Raw genomic sequence first — 18117 nt, 5'->3', positions numbered from 1 at the left:
AAGAGCTCTTTTTTTCAAAAACGGAAAAACAGGAGTGTCTTCACCATTCATACGATTCAACTAAACAATTCTCAAAAATCGCCTTAAGTCCATTCTATTCACTTTAGTTTTAAATAAACGACAAATAAACGCGCGCTCGAAAATGAGCACGCGCGAAAAATTCATTCATGTTCATCGTCGAGCTTTAGCACTATAGGGCGTAGACAGATTTGTCAGCTACGTTATGAATCACCTTCACGATGATCCCTGTTCTACCCATTGGCGTCTCTCGACATTTTTGGGCAGTAGCCTGTGTCCATATAGGAGCCTCACCTAACAATTATTCTTATTTACATCCTTACTATATGTCACTTATCTTTCAGTGTCAAACTTAAGATTGAAAAAACTTGTTTTGTTTCAGAAATTCATCAACTTTCTTGTTGGGCGTATTGCTAAAGTAGTCAGCAAATTTTTTACTCCAAAGTTTTGTTTCACGAGCCTCGGCAAACTTTTCCATCGTATCGTCATATTCCTCAATCGAAGAATAATCATAATCCTTGTACGTATCATAATGAATCACCGTCTGATCTGGCAATCGCGGTTTGACCCGCATTTCCACATTTGGTTTGCCAATACTTAAACCGGCAACAGGCAGAACATAATCCGGCAATCTTAACAGTTCGCTGACTTCTGCGACATCTTTCCGAATTGTCCCAACAACAACTGAGCCCAATCCTAAAGCTTCAGTCGCGATCACAGCATTTTCCAACGCTAAAGCAGTATCAGTGACGGCTGTAATCAACGGGTCCAGACCTTCGCCTATACGGTAGTCCATCTCATAATGATCTGCGACCTTTTGCGTTCTTTTTAAGTCTGCCACAAAAACTAAGAAAACCGAACTGTGCAGCACATGCGGGTTTCCAGGATTCATCTCAACTAGTTTCTCACGGATTTCACGATCTTTTACTACAATAATGCTGTACATTTGTCCGTTCATCCAACTTGGGGCCTGCCGACTTGCCTGCAAAATCTTTTGCAGTTGATCCTCTGATAGCTGATACGTTTCATCAAAATTGCGATAAGTCCGATGTTGCTTCATGATCTCCAACGCTTCCATTTAACTCCTCCTTAACTCCTTTGAAATTGTCTGCAGCTTCGCGAAAAATTGCTCTCGCGTTTGTTTTGTCATCCGAGTGTAATTCACTCTCATTGCCATTGTATCATTACTAAATAGAAATGCGGGGGCGATCAATAATTTTTCTCGCAGAAAAATCTCCCAATCTTTTCTCGTAAGATGTTGATGGCGCCAAGTTAAATATACATAAATACCGCCATTGATCTCAGATACCTCCCAATCATCAGCAATTGCTTCTGCTCCTTTTAAAAACGCCTGCGCCAATTGCTTTAATGTTCCAACCAACACGGCTTGATTATGTTCAAACCGCGAGTCTGTTAAGGCGGTATGAGCGATCACCTGCGGAAAAACACTGATCGAAAAATCCATCATTTGCTTTGCTTCAGATAAACGTTGAATCAGATCTTGATCAGCAACAATCCAGCCTATTTTGATCGAAGAACCAAAGATTTTCGAAAGTGATCCTAAATGAATCACCTGATGCGGTGCGAGTTCCTTCAACGAAGGCGGAATTTCGTTGAAGTTCATTTCCCTAAATACCTCATCTTCAACAATCGGCAATTGATATTTACGACTAAGATCGATCAATGCGTTTCTACGCCGATTCGACATCATTGAACCTGTCGGATTTTGGAAGGTCGGATTCAGGATGATCAATTTGATTTTCTTCGTCAGGATTAATTGTTCCAACTTGTCAATGCGCATTCCTTCGCGATCCATTTCAACTCCGTACAGTCTGATACCCGCACTCGCAAAAATCGGTAACGAGTACAAAAATGACGGGTCTTCAATCGCCACACTATCACCGCTTTGTAACATCACTTGCAATAATAAAAACATCGCCTGTTGCGCGCCTGACGTGATCAGAACTTGATTCGATGAAACCTTGATTTTTTGCTCCGTTTCAATTCGCTGACAAATGACCTGCTGCAGCGGTCGATATCCCAGCGGACTTTGTTTTCGCTCTTCTAATAGCAACTCTTCCCAAGTATAGGAAGGAAAGCGAAAATCCGGGATCAGACTCAATGGGAGCTCACCTGAATAAAGGTCAATTGCCTCTGGGTCATTTAGCAGCTGTTGAAGTTTTTCGAGAAAAGGCTCTTTCGGATGAGCTTCTTGAGTAAACAAACTGCGCCAATCGACTCGCGGCGTCGTACTGCGCCCCCAGTTTCCTTCATTAACTATTGTGCCACTTCCTTGTCTCCGCAATACCCAGCCAAGACTGACTAATTCATCTAAAGCGTGGACAACCGTCGATCGATTCACTTGATAATAGTCCGCCAATTTTCGCTCAGCCGGTAATTTATCCCCTGGCTGCAAGGTGCCGTTTTGAATATAGTTAATGATTTGTTCAATGATCTGCTGATACACTGGTGTGGATTTTTTTTCTGTTAGTTGCCACATATTTTTCCCCTCACTCATTATTGGATGATTCAAAGCTAACCCAATTATTATTGACTGTCAATTGCATGTACGAAAAAAGCCATACCAATCAAATTGATATGACCTTTAAAAAATCTTTTAAAAATTATTAAATTGTATCACCATTAAAGATCGAATTCTTAACAACCACATAATCAACCTTTTGCAAGGCTTCCAAATCATTTCCGCCAGCATAAGAAATCGATGATTGCAAATCCTGCTGCATTTCAACCAATGTGTCTTTTAAAGAACCTTTATAAGGAATCCAAATTTTCTTTCCTTCGACATTTTTCTTTTCACCTTTTTGAAACTCAGAGGCGCTGCCGAAATATTCCTTATAAACCACACCGTCGTCAACCTTCGTTTCACCCGGTGACTCTTCATGTCCAGCAAACAATGAACCGATCATGACCATCGTAGCGCCGAAACGAATCGACTTTGCAATATCGCCATGAGTTCGAATTCCGCCGTCAGCAATGATTGGTTTGCGGGCAGCCTTTGCACACCAGCTCAAAGCCGCTAATTGCCAGCCGCCAGTTCCAAAACCCGTTTTGATTTTCGTAATACAAACTTTCCCAGGTCCAATGCCAAGTTTCGTTGCATCCGCACCGGCGTTTTCTAATTCACGCACGGCTTCTGGTGTACCAACATTCCCAGCAATAACAAACGTCTCTGGTAAATATTTTTTTATATGCTTAATCATATTGATTACCGGGTCAGAATGACCGTGGGCAATATCAATCGTGATAAAATCAGGATTTAACTTTTCTTCAGCAAGTTGTTTTACAAAATCATATTCATACCCTTTTACACCAACACTGATCGATGTAATCAAGCCGCGAGACTGCATCTTCTTTATAAATGGAATTCGTTCTTCTTCATAAAAACGGTGCATAATATAGAAGTAACCATTCTCCGCCAAAAATTCGGCAATGTTTTCATCAATGATCGTCTGCATATTTGCAGGCACGACTGGCATCTTAAAACTAAACTTTCCTAATTGGACGGTCGTATCACATTCTGATCGACTGTTCACAATACACTTGTTAGGGATTAACTGAATATCTTCATAATCAAATACTTTCATAATGGCCTCCAATGATTAAGCTAACTATCTCATCTATTTTTGTCCTGTACGTCCACGCTGAACTAGCTTTACCCCAGCTATAAATTTTTCTTTTATGCTGTACAAAATCGCGAAAAGCGTGACCGACAAAAAAACATAGGGCGATATCGCCCTATGTAATTTACAACATAATCATATAAAAAGCAAGCTGATTTTGACTTTTATAGCAAAAAACACGAACATTAACTTTTTAAACCAGCATGTTCCTTAATTTTTTTGCCTGCAGACTTACTAAAAAGACAACATCTTCCATCTCTTCTTCATTCGTTACTTTCATTTCAATCTGCTGAGTATTTTTCGATACATCTTCAAATTTTTCCTTGAACTCATCTGACATCACTTTTACCATCGGGGATAAATAGCTTATCCCAAAATCCGGAAATGGTGTGATAACAGAAAAATAATCCTTATGGATCTTGATGCGACAAAGCAAACCATCATATTGTTCAATTACAAGCTGCCAACCTGTTTGTTTCTGAAAAATGTATTTGATTTTAGGATCATAATGTCTCATGATTTGGGCCAATAATATTTTTAAATACTGAGAATTGGGTAATCCTGACAAAATCGTCTGAAGTTCGTGTTTGTTATCATCAGCTTTGGATCGTTTTCTTTCCATGGTCCTCGCCTCTTTCACTACGCTCTGGAACGAAAAATAATTCTAACTAATGCAATTGTCTGTATGAGTTAAATTCATTTTATTTTTCTTCGTTTTCATATTTCCTTTTAACGCTTTTTTCATATTTAGTTTAACACTTTTAATTAAAGCTGTCATTTTTTAAATCTCGCTTGGTTTTAAGCATAATAAAAAACGACCCTAAGGTCGTTTTTTATTATTTTAACGATTTCGCTCCAATGTCATTGCGGTAAAAATAGTCCTTAGTATCTGCTTCCTTTAAAGCTTGATAAACGATCTTCTGTGCGGTCTCAATCGTTTCAGCCTCAGCTTCTACTAAAAGCACTCTGCCCCCAGAAGCTCGTGCTGACCCTTGCTCTTCCGTTACGCCAGCATAATAAACCGCCACCTGCTCGCCGAATTCTGGTATCGCCATCCCTTTTTTATAGTCATTAGGATAACCTTCCGCTGCCAAAACGACACCTACGCAAGCCTGTTCACTCCAGATTAACTCAGGTTCTTGATCCTTTAATAGGTCATCGATTATTTGTGCCAAATCGCTTGTTAACCGTGGCAATACGACTTGTGTCTCGGGATCACCAAAACGAGCATTGAATTCGATTACTTTTGGTCCAGTTTCCGTTGCAATTAAGCCGGCATACAAAATACCTGTAAATGGTGTTCCATTTGCCATCATACCTGAAGCTGCCGGTTTTAAGACCTTGTTTACGGCCGTTTCGACCATTTCTGATGATATTTGCGGAACCGGCGAATAAGCACCCATTCCACCGGTGTTTGGTCCTTTATCCTCATCATAAGCACGCTTATGGTCTTGAGAGATCACCATTGGATAGACTTTTTCATTTTTAACGAATGCTAGTAACGAGAATTCTTCACCCGCCAGAAACTCTTCAACAACAACCTTATCGCCGCTTTCGCCGAAACGATGATCCGTCATCATTTCTTTCAAAGCCTGTAAAGCTTCTGCTAAAGTCATTGCGACTGTTACCCCTTTACCAGCCGCTAAACCATCCGCTTTGATTACGATCGGTGCCCCTTTTTCTTGAACATAATCACAGGCTGCTTGATAGTCAGTAAATGCTTCATAAGCTGCGGTTGGAATATGATTGTCTACCATAATTTTCTTCGCGAACTCTTTCGATCCTTCAATCATCGCCGCCGCTTTGTTCGGTCCGAAGATTTCAAGTCCTACCGCTTGGAAATCGTCAACGATTCCATTAAGCAACGGAATTTCTGGCCCCACAAAAGTCCAAGTAATTTTCTTTTCCTTTGCAAAAGCGATTAAGTCTTTATGGTTATCTTCAGCGATATCTACCAATTGAATCCCATCATTTTTCATACCCGGGTTGCCCTTCGCACAAAAAACATCGGTTACTTTCGGACTCTTCAACATTTTTTTTGCGATGGCATGTTCGCGGCCACCGCTGCCAATAATTAATACTTTCATTGAATCCTCCTCGAATTAATGTCTGAAATGACGAATGCCAGTAAAGACCATCGCAACACCATATTTATTGGCCATAGCGATTGAATCTTTGTCTCGAATACTTCCACCTGGTTGAACGATTGCTTTGATTCCATGCTGAGCGGCATATTCCACACTGTCATCCATTGGGAAATAGGCATCGCTAGCTAGAACTGCCCCGTCCATCCGGCCTTTCGCTTCTTCTAAAGCGATTTTGACTGAACCTACACGATTCATTTGCCCAGCACCAACACCCACCGTTTGATGTTCATTGGCAACAACAATCGCATTTGATTTCACGTGTTTAACTGCCTTCCAAGCAAAAGCCAACGCTCTTAGCTCTTCTGCGGATGGTTTGCGATCCGTTGCCACTTCCCACTCTTCTGGAATTTCTTCGACTACATCTTGCTCTTGAACAAGTAAACCGCCTAATACTGAAACCATTTCTGGTTGACTATTCACTTGATTACTAAAGTCTAAGGTCATTAAACGCAGATTTTTTTTGTTGGACAATACGTCAAACGCTTCTTTACTGAAACTTGGTGCAATGATGATTTCCAAGAATAATTTATGCATTTCTTCAGCTGTCGCAAGATCAACCTCACGATTGGCAACTAAAATCCCGCCAAAAATTGATGTTGGATCTGCTTCATAAGCAAATTGATAGGCCTCTGAAATCGTCCGGCCGCTGCCGATACCACATGGATTCATATGTTTCAACGCTACGACTGTCGGCTCGGTGAATTCACGAGCGATGCGAATAGCCGCATCCGCATCTTTGATATTGTTATAAGATAATTCTTTTCCATGTAACTGATGAGCGCTTGCGATTGAATAAGCTGTCGGCAACGCATCTTGATAAAAAGCTGCCGTTTGATGGCTGTTTTCACCATAACGCAATGTTTGCTTCAAATCATAAGTTAGAGTCAACTTTTCTGGCTCAACATCATTCACGCTCTTTGTCAAATAGTCAGCGATCAACGCGTCATAAGCAGCGGTGTGACGAAAAACTTTTGCTGCTAGACGTTTGCGTGTTTCTAAAGAAGTTGCTTGATTGCTTTCCAATTCAGCTAATACCAGCGCATAATCTTTCGGATCAACGACAACCGTTACTGATTGAAAGTTTTTTGAGGCAGAACGCAGCATACTTGGTCCACCGATATCAATGTTTTCGATCGCATCTGCTTCCGTCACATCTGGTTTAGAAATTGTTTCTTTAAATGGATACAGATTCACACAAACAAAATCAATTGGTTGAATATCATGTGCTTTCATTGCATCCATATGAGTCGTTAAATCTCTTCGGCCCAGCAATCCGCCATGAATTTTAGGATGGAGCGTTTTAACCCGTCCATCCATCATTTCCGGAAAGCCTGTTACTTCATCAATACTCAACGTCGGAATTCCGGCTTCATCCAAAACTTTTTTGGTTCCGCCAGTTGAAATAATCTCGACTCCTGCTTGAACCAATCCTTTAGTAAATTCTACAACTCCGGTTTTATCTGAAACACTAATTAATGCTCTTGTCATGATGACACTCCTTATTCCTGATAATATACCTATATTTTGTCTTCTTACCGTATATAGCCGCCATTATTAAAACTATTTATCGCCGCGTTCATTTTTCATCCGATTTACATATTTCTGCAAGAACTTCTGGATAGAGCCGATGTTCTACTTGATGAATCTTTCGCTCTAAATCGGCTAGACTATCCTCTTTAGCGACCTGTACTTTGCCTTGAGCAATGATTGGCCCAGTATCTACTCCACTATCAACATAATGAATCGTGACTCCAGTTTCTTCCACACCTGCTTCATAGGCATCCTTAATTCCGTGCAGACCTGGAAAATTAGGCAACAGTGCTGGATGAATATTGACGATTCGATTTGGAAAGGCCGTTAACAGCTCCTTGCCGATGATTCGCATGTATCCCGCTAGGACAACTAGTTCTACATCATAACGTTTTAATACATCTAACAGCGCAGCCTCGTAGCTTTTTTTATCGGAAAATTCTTTCAGTTCAAAACTTTCACAAGGAATCTCAAACCGCTGGCCTCTCTGAAGTACATAAGCATCATGATGGTCTGAAAATAATAGGACTAATTCGGCTGGAATCTTCTTTTCTTTAACTGCCTGAGCAATCACCTCAAAATTCGACCCATTTCCTGATGCTAAGACGGCTATTCTCATGCCTTAGCTCCTTTAAAAACGATCGCCGAATCTTGCTTGTCAGTGACTTTGCCAATCACATAGGCAGCTTCATTGCGTTCTTTCAAATCGGCCTGTAAATCGGCTAGTTTTTCTGGTGCCACTGCCAATACCATACCGATACCCATATTGAAAATCTCATACATCTCCATTTCAGGAATCTCACCATATTTCGCTAACGCATCAAATATCGGCAAAACGGGCCAAGAACCCAATTCAATCTCACATGCCAAGCCTTCGGATAACATCCGCGGCAGGTTTTCAACAAATCCGCCGCCAGTCACATGGGCGATACCGTTAACTAATTCTTTTTTGACTAGCGGTAAAACTGACTCAACGTAAATTTTAGTTGGCGTTAAAATTTCATCACTCAAAGATTCACTCAATTCTGGAAGTTTTTCATCAATCGCAAAGTTATTAGTTTCAAAGAAAACTTTACGTACTAATGAATAACCATTGGAATGAATTCCCGATGATGGCAATCCAACTAAAACATCTCCCGCTTTGATATTCTCGCCGGTAATCATCTGGCTTTTCTCAGCAATGCCGACAGTAAATCCGGCTAAATCGTAATCATCTTCGCCATACATTCCCGGCATCTCAGCAGTTTCTCCGCCAATCAAAGCCGCCCCCGCTTGTACGCAACCTTCGGCGACACCAGCAACGACTTGCTCCAGACGTGCAGGCACATTTTTACCTGTGGCAATATAATCCAAGAAGTAAAGCGGTTCAGCACCTTGTGCCACGATATCATTTACGCACATCGCTACACAATCGATCCCGATTGTATCATGTTTATCAGCTTGGATAGCTACCATCAATTTCGTTCCGACTCCGTCCGTACCAGAAACTAAAACAGGTTCTTTCAGATCAAATTGACTTAAATCAAAGCACCCGCCAAATCCACCGATGGCTCCCATTACGCCTAATCGCTCGGTTCTTTTGACGTGCTTCTTGATACGTTCTACTACTTCATAACCAGCTTCAACATCGACACCGGCTCTGGAATATGCATTTCCCACTCGATTCTCTCCTTATTCATTTTTCAAAAAATCGAAAAATAAGTTTTTTTATTTTGCTTTATACCAGTCAATAACGTTTTTATTGCTAAAATGTTTGTCAAAAATTGATTGCAAAAAAACGAAGCTGGTCTGCTCTTATTATTTCTATCCTTTAAATAAATGACGTTTTTTCTTTTAAGGTTGCTTGATAATGTGCCTCGTAATCATAAAGTGGCGTTGGATAATCACCGTTAAAATAAGCCATACATAATCCTGAATAAGGGGCATCAAAATCTAATCCGATCGCGTCGATCAAACCGTCTTCACTTAAGAAGGACAACGAATCTGCACCAATCATTTCGCGAATCTCTTCGATCGAATGATTTGCGGCAATTAGTTCCTTACGCGTTTGAATATCAATCCCATAAAAGCACGGATAACGTAATGGCGGTGAAGCAATGCGTACGTGGACCTCTTTCGCTCCAGCTTCTTTCAAAAGATTAACGATTCGGCGGCTGGTCGTGCCTCGTACGATTGAATCATCGACCATAATGACTCTTTTGCCTTCAACGACTCCCCGAACAGCTGAAAGCTTCATTCGAACACCTTGTTCTCGAAGCTCTTGAGTAGGCTGAATGAATGTCCTGGCCACATATTGATTTTTCACCAAGCCCATTTCATAAGGGATACCAGATTCTTCCGCATAACCGCTGGCCGCGGATAATGAAGAATTTGGCACACCCACAACCATGTCTGCTTCAATCCCGGCCTCTTGCGATAAAATCCGGCCCATATTTTTACGAGCACTATGCACATTGACACCAGCAATATTAGAATCCGGTCGTGCAAAGTAAATATATTCCATTGAACAAATTGCGTGTTGAGTATCTTCCGTGAAACGTTCAACAGTTAAGCCTTCATCATTGATCGTGATAATTTCGCCCGGGTTAACATCCTGGATGAATTTTGCGCCCACAACTTCCAAGGCACAAGTTTCTGATGCGACAACGTAGGCGCCATTAACCATCTGCCCAATCGATAACGGACGGAAACCATTTGGATCTAGTGCTGCTACCATTGACTCTTCGGTTAACATTAGGTAGGCAAAACCGCCCTTAACCGTGTCTAAGGCCTCTTTCATTCGTTCGCACAATGACTCTTTTTGACTACGGCGAATTAGATGCATCAAAATCTCTGTATCAGAATTTGAATGGAAGATTGCACCATCTATTTCCAATTCTTTTCGAAGACTTTTGGCGTTGGTCAGATTTCCATTATGAGCCAAAGCAAAATCCCCATCGTAAAAATTGAATAGGAAAGGCTGAATGTTATCAACACTGCTAGTTCCTGCTGTAGCATAACGGACATGTCCAATTGCTGATTGTCCAGTCAATTGATTCAATTGACGTTCGTCTTTGAAAACTTCGGATAATAAACCCAAACCGCGTGTACTCATCAATTTGCCGCTGTCATTACTGACGATTCCGGCACCTTCTTGTCCACGATGCTGCAAACTATGCAAGCCAAAATAAGTGACGCGAGCAGCATCTGGGTGTCCCCAGATGCCAAAAACGCCACACTCTTCATTTAAACTTCTTACTTCATTAGACATGGAATGGCTTCCTCCCATAATTCTTTCGCTGTCTTAGTCGCTACCGTAATTTCTCCATCATCAGCAGTCAGTTTAAGCTCACCCGTATTCGTGACATTCCCGATTTTTTCAGCCTTTTCTCCAGCAAACTTTTCAAAAGCTGCTTGATTTTCTGCCTTGACAGAAAGGACAAAGCGAGATTGCGTTTCAGCAAATAGATTTTCTACCGGCATATTAGCAGTCACATCAACCCCTAAAAGATTGTTAAAGGTTGCTTCTGCAATCGCAACAGCTAAACCACCCTCGGCACAATCATGGGCACTTGCAACCAAACCAGCCTTGATTGCTGAAAGAACCAACTCTTGATTCGCTTTCTCAACAGATAAATCAAAGTCCATTAATTTTCCTTCGATCAAGCCTTTTTGCATTTTTTGAATCTCAGTTCCATTAAAATCGGCTTTCGTTTCACCGATTACATAAATCAAATCACCCGCTTGTTTGAATTCTTGCGTCGTGATATGGGCCAAGTCTTCAATCAAACCTACCATTCCGATCATCGGTGTTGGATAGATTGCCTTACCGTTTGTTTCGTTGTACATAGAAACGTTTCCTGAGATAACTGGTGTGTTCAAAGTACGACATGCTTCTGAAATACCATCAGCAGAAGTCCATAATTCCCAGAATCCTTCTGGTTTTTCAGGCGAGCCGTAGTTTAAACAATCCGTAATCGCTAATGGTTGTCCACCAGAAGCAACAATATTACGAGCTGCTTCAGCAACCGCGATCTGTCCGCCAACTTCAGGATTTAAATAAAGATAACGAGCATTACAGTCAGTTGTCATTGCCAACGCTTTATTTGTTCCACGTACTCGCATCACTGCCGCATCGCTTCCGGGACATACAACAGTGTTTGTCCGAACCTGCGAATCATACGTTTCATAAATCATTTTCTTCGAAGCAATCGTTGGTTGCTGCAATAGTGATAACAAGGTTTCTGATGCATCGTTCACTTCCGGTTTGAAATCGGCCATGTTCGCAAATTCTTGGATACGAGCAGGTTCTTTTTTCTCATTTTCGTAAACTGGAGCATCCTCAGCTAACGCATCAACTGGCAAATTAGCAACTTCTTTTCCATGATGATATAAACAATACATACCGTCATCCGTTACTTCACCGATCGTGACTGCATCTAATTCATAACGCTTAAACAGTTCGACCACTTCATCTTCGTGGCCTTGTTCCACACAAATCAACATCCGTTCTTGTGATTCGGATAACATCATTTCATACGGTGTCATATTTGTTTCACGCTGCGGCACATCATCTAGATAAAGTTTCAGACCTGATCCGGCCTTTGATGCCATCTCCGAACTTGAGGAAACTAAACCAGCAGCTCCCATATCTTGGATACCAATCAAAATATCTGCATGGTCTAAAATCAATTCTAAACAAGCTTCCAACAATAATTTTTCCATGAATGGATCGCCGACCTGAACAGCCGAGCGTTGTTGTTCTTCACCTTCCACAAACTCTTCAGAAGCGAATGTAGCACCATGAATTCCATCACGACCCGTCTTAGCTCCCACATACATGATAGAATTGCCAACACCCTTAGCTTGGCCTTTTTGAATATCTTTATGATCCATTAATCCAACACACATGGCGTTTACTAATGGATTTCCCTCGTAACAAGGATCAAATGCTACCTCGCCACCAACTGTTGGAATGCCGATACAGTTTCCGTAACCGCTGATTCCAGCGACAATTTCTTCTAATAAGTATTTTGTACGAGGAGTGTTCAACTCACCAAAACGCAAGGAATCCAGCATCGCTATAGGTCGAGCACCCATGCTGAAGATGTCGCGAATGATTCCGCCGACACCTGTTGCTGCGCCTTCATAAGGCTCTACTGCTGAGGGGTGATTATGACTTTCAGCCTTGAAAACAACGGCCTGTCCATCGCCAATATCGACGATTCCCGCACCTTCTCCAGGCCCCTGTAAGACTTGTGGTCCATCTGAAGGGAATTTTCTTAAGACTGGTTTTGAATTTTTATATGAACAATGTTCACTCCACATTACGGAGAAAAGTCCGGTTTCAGTATAATTTGGCAGGCGTCCAAGAATCTCTTCTGAAATTAAGCGATATTCTTCATCGGTCAAACCCCATCCAGCGTATACACGCTGATCTTTGATCTCTTGAGCCGTTGGTTCTAATTTCATCATTAGTTTGCAGTCACCTTTCCAAAATTATTTAGTATAGAAGCAAAAAATTTCTTGCCATCGTCTGAGCCAAGCAATTCTTCCATCGCCCGTTCTGGGTGAGGCATCATTCCTAGAACGTTTCCAGCCTTGTTAGTAATACCTGCAATGTTTTCAACACTTCCGTTGATATTCTCACCTTCGTAGGTGAAAACAATTTGGTCATTGGCTTTAAGATCGGCCAGTGTTTCATCATCGCAATAATAATTTCCTTCGCCGTGAGCAACGGGAATTTGAATTACCTCATTTGCTTGATACTCGGAAGTAAATTTTGTTTGGTTATTCACAACTTTAAGCGGGGTAATTTTACTAATAAACTTCAATGAGTCATTCCGGCGTAATGCTCCAGGCAGCAAACCTGCTTCAGTCAGAATCTGAAATCCATTGCAAGTACCGAAAACCGGCTTGCCCTCTTCAGCGAAGCGAATAACTTCTGACATAATATTGGCGAAACGAGCGATCGCACCACAACGCAGATAATCACCATAAGAAAAGCCGCCAGGAAGCAAGACTCCGTCGAAGCCTTCCAAGCTGTCTGCATCATAACGAACGTACTCGCAATCCGCTCCCATGATTTCCTTCATCGCCCAGTACATGTCCAAATCACAATTTGAGCCGGGAAATACAATGACTGCAAATTTCATGTTAAACTTCCTCCGATGTCATAATTTCATAACGATAAGTTTCCATATTCACGTTGGCTAACAACTTGTCACAAACTTCCTCAATCATTTCTTCAACAGGGCGATCACTTTTAGCAACTTTGATTTCGAAATATTTTCCGATTCGAACATCCTCGATCTCATCATAGCCTAGACGATGCACAGCACCTTTCACCGCTTCTCCCTGTGGGTCTAATACAGAATCCTTATACGTTACATAAACTTTCACAAAATACATGCTTATTCTCCTCGCTTTTCTAATCTATTTAGTACTTCTTGATATACCGGAATAATGTCACCTAAGTCTCGACGATAAATATCCTTATCTAAATGTTCATTCGTTTTCTTGTCCCATAATCGACAAGTATCGGGGGAAACCTCATCAGCTAATAAAATTGAACCGTCGTTTTGACGACCAAATTCCAATTTGAAATCAATCAATTTGATCTCCATTGAATCAAATAATTCGATCAGTGCTTGATCGACTTCCAGAGCCATCTGACGTAATTGCGCTATTTCATCTGCTGTAGCAATTTCTAACAACTTGATATGATCTTCTGTGACCATTGGATCATCCAGTTCGTCGTTTTTGTAATAAAACTCAACGATTGGTGATTTCAATGGTGATCCTTCTGGGATAGCCAGTCTTTTTGAAAAACTTCCCGCAGCAACATTTCGAACAACTACTTCTAAAGGGATAATCTCAACTGCTTGAATCAGCTGCTCATTTGCAGAAAGCTGTTTAATATAGTGATTCTTAATTTCTTTACTTTTTAAGTAATCAAAAATCCGTCCAGTGATTTGATTATTAAGTTCGCCTTTACCACTAATTTGATCCTTCTTTGCACCATTCAAAGCAGTCGCTTGATTTAAGTACTCGACCCAAACTATTTCAGGGTCATCCGTTTGAAACAATTGTTTTGCTTTTCCTTCATACAGTAAAGTGCCTTTTTCCACGTCCTAACGCTCCCTTTTGATGAACATTCTAGAAACAAACACCAAAATCGTTCGTTTCTTAATTTCATCTTTAGTGTAACAACAGAAAATAAAATTTTCAATAATATATCGGATATTATAATGAAAGAACACTACTAATGTTCGTGTTTAGAAACTTGTTTGTTCCCTAGTTTCGTTGCAGCAACAAAGATAGCGTTTACATTTTGTGAAAATGGTGCTATATTTAATTCGAATGAAATAGATGGAGGAATGGCTTATGCTAGATGCACCTGCAGCAGCTCAAAAATTTCTTGATTCAATGAAAGATACAGACAAGCAACATTTGTTTAATGCCTTGTTAGGGTTGGACTCTACCCACAGCCTGAATTGCAATACGAGCTTTTATTCTTATCGTAATTTAAAGAAGCTTTTGCATCCAAAACAGTCTCAAGCAATGCAGTCTTTGCATTTTTCCAATCATTCTCAGGAAGAGCTAGTCATTAGACAGCTGAAGGATCACTCATTCTTAAAAAATTCTTATCGAATCGAGATTCTTCTAAATAGACAAACTTATGACTATCGTTTGATAGACTGCTTATTGGAACAACTTCACGAAAGTTGTTTTGCGGATATTTATTCTTATGCATAAAACAAAAAACCTCTTGCCGGCTGGCAAGAGGTTTTTTTTATTTTATACCTACACGTTCAAAAACTTTATCAACATTTTTCAAATGGTAATTATAATCAAACGCGTCGTCTAATTCAGCGGCGGATAAAACGCTCGTGATCTTTTCGTCAGCATCTAATAACGGACGGAATTGCACTTGGTTGTCCCAAGCGTAGGCTGTTTTTGGCTGTACCAAATCATAAGCCTCTTCACGAGTCATTCCTTTATCAATTAATTTCAGAAGAACACGCTGGCTATAGATCAATCCGAATGTCGCTTGCATATTACGCTTCATATTTTCTGGGAAGACCGTCAAGTTCTTAACGATATTTCCAAAACGATAGAGCATGTAATCTACTAAAATAGTTGTATCTGGTGTGATGATCCGTTCAGCGGATGAATGAGAAATATCACGTTCATGCCATAAAGCGACATCTTCAAAAGCAGTAATCAAATGACCGCGTACCACACGAGCCAATCCGGTCATATTTTCAGAACCAATTGGGTTGCGTTTATGAGGCATCGCCGATGAACCCTTTTGTCCTTTTGCGAAAAATTCTTCCACTTCCCGTGTTTCAGATTTTTGAAGTCCGCGAATTTCAGTTGCGAAGCGTTCGATCGACGTTGCGATCAAAGCTAGACTTGAAAAATATTCCGCATGTAAATCTCTAGGTAAAACTTGAGTCGATACTTCTTGTGGACGAATACCTAATTTTTCACAGACAAATTCTTCAACGAATGGCGGGATATTCGCAAATGTTCCAACTGCTCCAGAAATTTTACCCGCTTCCACACCTTTTGCCGCATGTTCAAAACGTTCGATATTGCGTTTCATTTCTGAATACCAAGTTGCTAGCTTCAAACCAAAAGTCGTTGGTTCAGCATGAACACCATGAGTCCGCCCCATCATAACGGTATCTTTGTGTTCTTTGGCCTTTTCACCAATAATCGCTAAGAAATCCTGCAAGTCTTGACGTAAAATATCATTGGCCTGCTTATAAAGATAACCATATGCCGTATCTACTACGTCCGTACTGGTCAACCCGTAATGAACCCACTTGCGCTCTTCGCCCAGTGTCTCAGAAACTGCCCGGGTGAAGGCCACTACATCATGTTTTGTTGATTGTTCAATTTCTAAGATCCGATCAATATCGAATCCCGCATTCGCGCGAATTTTTTCTACATCAGCCTTAGGAATCTCACCTAACTCTGCCCAAGCTTCATCTGCTAAGATTTCTACTTCTAACCATGCTTTATAACGATTTTCATCGCTCCAAATATTTCCCATTTCAGCTCTTGTATATCGAGTTATCATTATGTTCTCCTTTTTTCCTGCTAATGAAAGAATTTTAAAAAGATTTGTTTACGTTCGACGCTTTTTAATCCCACGTCTCAGTTTTCTTGATATCGTCTAATGTCCGTTGGATGCTATCCGTTAAAATCGTAATATGGCCCATCTTTCGACCCTTTTTAGGCATCGCTTTACCATAATAGTGGAAATGCCAATCTGGCCACAGATCGATCATTTCATACGTCTTCAACAAATTCTCGCCCAAAACGTTGATCATCACCGCGTTTGATAGTAACCTCGGTTCACTCAAAGGCCAGCCGCAAATTCCGCGAATATGGGCATCAAACTGACTCATCGTGCAAGCTTCAATCGTATAGTGACCGGAATTATGTGGTCGCGGTGCAATTTCATTAACGTAAAGCGCTCCTGCCTTTGTTAAGAAAAATTCTACGCAAAGCGTTCCAACCAAATCTACCCCTTGTGCGATTACTTTGGCGATTCGACTCGCCTCTTTCGCAACAGCAGGCTCAATTCCAGCAGGTGCAATCGTTTCATGAAGAATATTGTTGCGATGGATATTTTCTACTACTGGGAATGTTACATAATCGCCGATGTTGTTTCCCGCTACCTGAACAGACAACTCCTTTTCAAAAGGAATCCATGCTTCTAAAACACATGTCCCTTGACGCAATAGGTTCATCGACGGTGCTAAATCGGCTGTACTTTTCAATACGTATTGTCCGTGTCCGTCATATCCTCCGCGAGTAGTTTTCAACACGCATGGATAACCGATCCCTTCAATGGCATCTTGAATATCCGTAGGACTGATAATCGTCGCATACGGAGCAATCACGATATTATTATTTTCTAAAAAGGACTTCTCCATTAGACGATCTTGACTGATCGCCAAAAGATCAGTACCTTGGGGAACATTTGCGAAATGTTGAATTTGATTAATCGTATCAACATCCACATTTTCAAATTCATAAGTAATCACTTGTGATCTGCGGGCCATTTCTTCCAGAGCCATTTGATCATCGTAATCAGCAACAATATGCCAATCCGAAACTTGCGCAGCCGGACAATCTCCAGTCGGATCGATCACACCTGTGCGAAAACCCATTTCCTTTGCGCTGATAGCCATCATACGGCCTAGTTGTCCTCCGCCTACGATACCAATCGTAGAGCCTGGTTTTAACGATTTAACCAAGTTGTTCACTACTTTCCAATACAGTTTGTGTCATCTGCTGCCGTTTTTCTTCCAATCGGTCAGCTACTTTTTTATCATACATTGAAAGCATCTGAGCCGCAAGTAGTCCTGCGTTAGTTGCACCTGCTTTTCCGATTGCCGTGGTAGCAACAGGTACACCTCCGGGCATTTGTACAATAGACAATAAGGAATCTAGCCCATTTAGTGCCTTGGATTGGACTGGAACACCGATTACCGGCAAAGTCGTTTTCGCCGCTACCATACCCGGTAAATGAGCCGCACCGCCTGCGCCGGCAATAATTACCTTGATTCCACGTCCACGCGCCTTCTCTGCAAAGTCGAACATTAAGTCCGGTGTACGATGAGCAGAGACAACTCGTTTCTCGTATGCAACGCCTACTTCATCAAGGCTCTCGCAAGCATGTTTCATTGTCTCCCAATCGGATGTACTTCCCATAATAACTGCAACTTCTGGATTCATAATTAGCTCCCTTCGTTAGTCAAACTTATTTTAGCAAGTCCCAA

The 18117-nt window shown here is 41.2% G+C and carries 17 protein-coding genes and 1 riboswitch; of the genes, 1 reads left to right on the top strand and 16 read right to left on the bottom strand.

The window, feature by feature from the left end:
- Positions 1-163: 163 nt before the first annotated feature.
- A riboswitch (M-box (ykoK) riboswitch) is annotated at positions 164-327 on the bottom strand.
- 43 nt (positions 328-370) lie between these two features.
- The 13 genes from I585_RS00570 to purC form a co-directional block, all read right to left on the bottom strand.
- Positions 371-1096, bottom strand: coding sequence for a nitroreductase family protein (locus I585_RS00570; RefSeq protein WP_010739080.1), 726 nt, complete (start codon positions 1094-1096; stop codon positions 371-373).
- Positions 1097-2518 carry an aminotransferase-like domain-containing protein gene (locus I585_RS00565; protein ID WP_010739079.1) on the bottom strand — a complete coding sequence of 474 codons (1422 nt, stop codon included), beginning with the start codon at positions 2516-2518 and terminating at the stop codon, positions 1097-1099.
- Between the two features lie 127 nt (positions 2519-2645).
- Entirely contained in the window at positions 2646-3623 is a 978-nt protein-coding gene (gene guaC, locus I585_RS00560; protein WP_010739078.1) for a GMP reductase, read from the bottom strand.
- A 229-nt stretch (positions 3624-3852) separates the two neighbouring features.
- The gene (locus tag I585_RS00555) at positions 3853-4281 is read right to left on the bottom strand and encodes a DUF3788 family protein (protein WP_010739077.1); all 429 of its coding nucleotides are present in this window, start codon (positions 4279-4281) and stop codon (positions 3853-3855) included.
- A 214-nt stretch (positions 4282-4495) separates the two neighbouring features.
- The gene (gene purD, locus I585_RS00550) at positions 4496-5746 is read right to left on the bottom strand and encodes a phosphoribosylamine--glycine ligase (protein ID WP_010739075.1); all 1251 of its coding nucleotides are present in this window, start codon (positions 5744-5746) and stop codon (positions 4496-4498) included.
- A gap of 15 nt (positions 5747-5761) precedes the next feature.
- The gene (purH, locus tag I585_RS00545; RefSeq protein WP_010739074.1) at positions 5762-7294 is read right to left on the bottom strand and encodes a bifunctional phosphoribosylaminoimidazolecarboxamide formyltransferase/IMP cyclohydrolase; all 1533 of its coding nucleotides are present in this window, start codon (positions 7292-7294) and stop codon (positions 5762-5764) included.
- A gap of 88 nt (positions 7295-7382) precedes the next feature.
- A complete protein-coding gene (gene purN / locus I585_RS00540) occupies positions 7383-7955 on the bottom strand; it encodes a phosphoribosylglycinamide formyltransferase (RefSeq protein WP_010739073.1) in 573 nt (190 codons plus the stop codon).
- A complete protein-coding gene (gene purM, locus I585_RS00535; RefSeq protein WP_010739072.1) occupies positions 7952-8995 on the bottom strand; it encodes a phosphoribosylformylglycinamidine cyclo-ligase in 1044 nt (347 codons plus the stop codon). The genes purN and purM overlap by 4 nt, the downstream gene beginning before the upstream one ends.
- Before the next feature lie 151 nt (positions 8996-9146).
- Positions 9147-10586, bottom strand: coding sequence for an amidophosphoribosyltransferase (gene purF, locus I585_RS00530; RefSeq protein WP_010739071.1), 1440 nt, complete (start codon positions 10584-10586; stop codon positions 9147-9149).
- Positions 10571-12790, bottom strand: a complete 2220-nt coding sequence (purL, locus tag I585_RS00525; RefSeq protein ID WP_010739070.1) for a phosphoribosylformylglycinamidine synthase subunit PurL — start codon at positions 12788-12790, stop codon at positions 10571-10573. The genes purF and purL overlap by 16 nt, the downstream gene beginning before the upstream one ends.
- Positions 12790-13470 carry a phosphoribosylformylglycinamidine synthase subunit PurQ gene (gene purQ, locus I585_RS00520; protein WP_010739069.1) on the bottom strand — a complete coding sequence of 227 codons (681 nt, stop codon included), beginning with the start codon at positions 13468-13470 and terminating at the stop codon, positions 12790-12792. The genes purL and purQ overlap by 1 nt, the downstream gene beginning before the upstream one ends.
- Before the next feature lies 1 nt (position 13471).
- On the bottom strand, positions 13472-13726 hold the full coding sequence (purS, locus tag I585_RS00515; protein WP_010739068.1) for a phosphoribosylformylglycinamidine synthase subunit PurS: 255 nt from the start codon (positions 13724-13726) through the stop codon (positions 13472-13474).
- A gap of 2 nt (positions 13727-13728) precedes the next feature.
- Positions 13729-14445, bottom strand: a complete 717-nt coding sequence (gene purC / locus I585_RS00510; RefSeq protein WP_010739067.1) for a phosphoribosylaminoimidazolesuccinocarboxamide synthase — start codon at positions 14443-14445, stop codon at positions 13729-13731.
- A 256-nt stretch (positions 14446-14701) separates the two neighbouring features.
- On the opposite strand from purC, the gene I585_RS00505 reads away from it, so the two are divergent.
- Complete coding sequence (locus I585_RS00505; protein WP_010739066.1) at positions 14702-15073, top strand: hypothetical protein; 372 nt, start codon at positions 14702-14704, stop codon at positions 15071-15073.
- A gap of 37 nt (positions 15074-15110) precedes the next feature.
- On the opposite strand, the gene purB is transcribed toward I585_RS00505, so the two are convergent.
- The 3 genes from purB to purE all read right to left on the bottom strand — a co-directional run bounded on the left by purB (position 15111) and on the right by purE (position 18073).
- The gene (gene purB / locus I585_RS00500; protein WP_010739065.1) at positions 15111-16406 is read right to left on the bottom strand and encodes an adenylosuccinate lyase; all 1296 of its coding nucleotides are present in this window, start codon (positions 16404-16406) and stop codon (positions 15111-15113) included.
- A 64-nt stretch (positions 16407-16470) separates the two neighbouring features.
- Entirely contained in the window at positions 16471-17592 is a 1122-nt protein-coding gene (gene purK / locus I585_RS00495; protein ID WP_172463173.1) for a 5-(carboxyamino)imidazole ribonucleotide synthase, read from the bottom strand.
- A complete protein-coding gene (gene purE, locus I585_RS00490; protein ID WP_010739063.1) occupies positions 17585-18073 on the bottom strand; it encodes a 5-(carboxyamino)imidazole ribonucleotide mutase in 489 nt (162 codons plus the stop codon). Before purE ends, purK begins: the two co-directional genes overlap by 8 nt.
- Between the last annotated feature and the right edge of the window lie 44 nt (positions 18074-18117).

This window comes from Enterococcus malodoratus ATCC 43197, assembly GCF_000407185.1.
In the GTDB taxonomy this organism is placed as follows: Bacteria; Bacillota; Bacilli; order Lactobacillales; family Enterococcaceae; genus Enterococcus_A; species Enterococcus_A malodoratus.
This window is presented reverse-complemented; position numbering and strand designations above follow the sequence as displayed.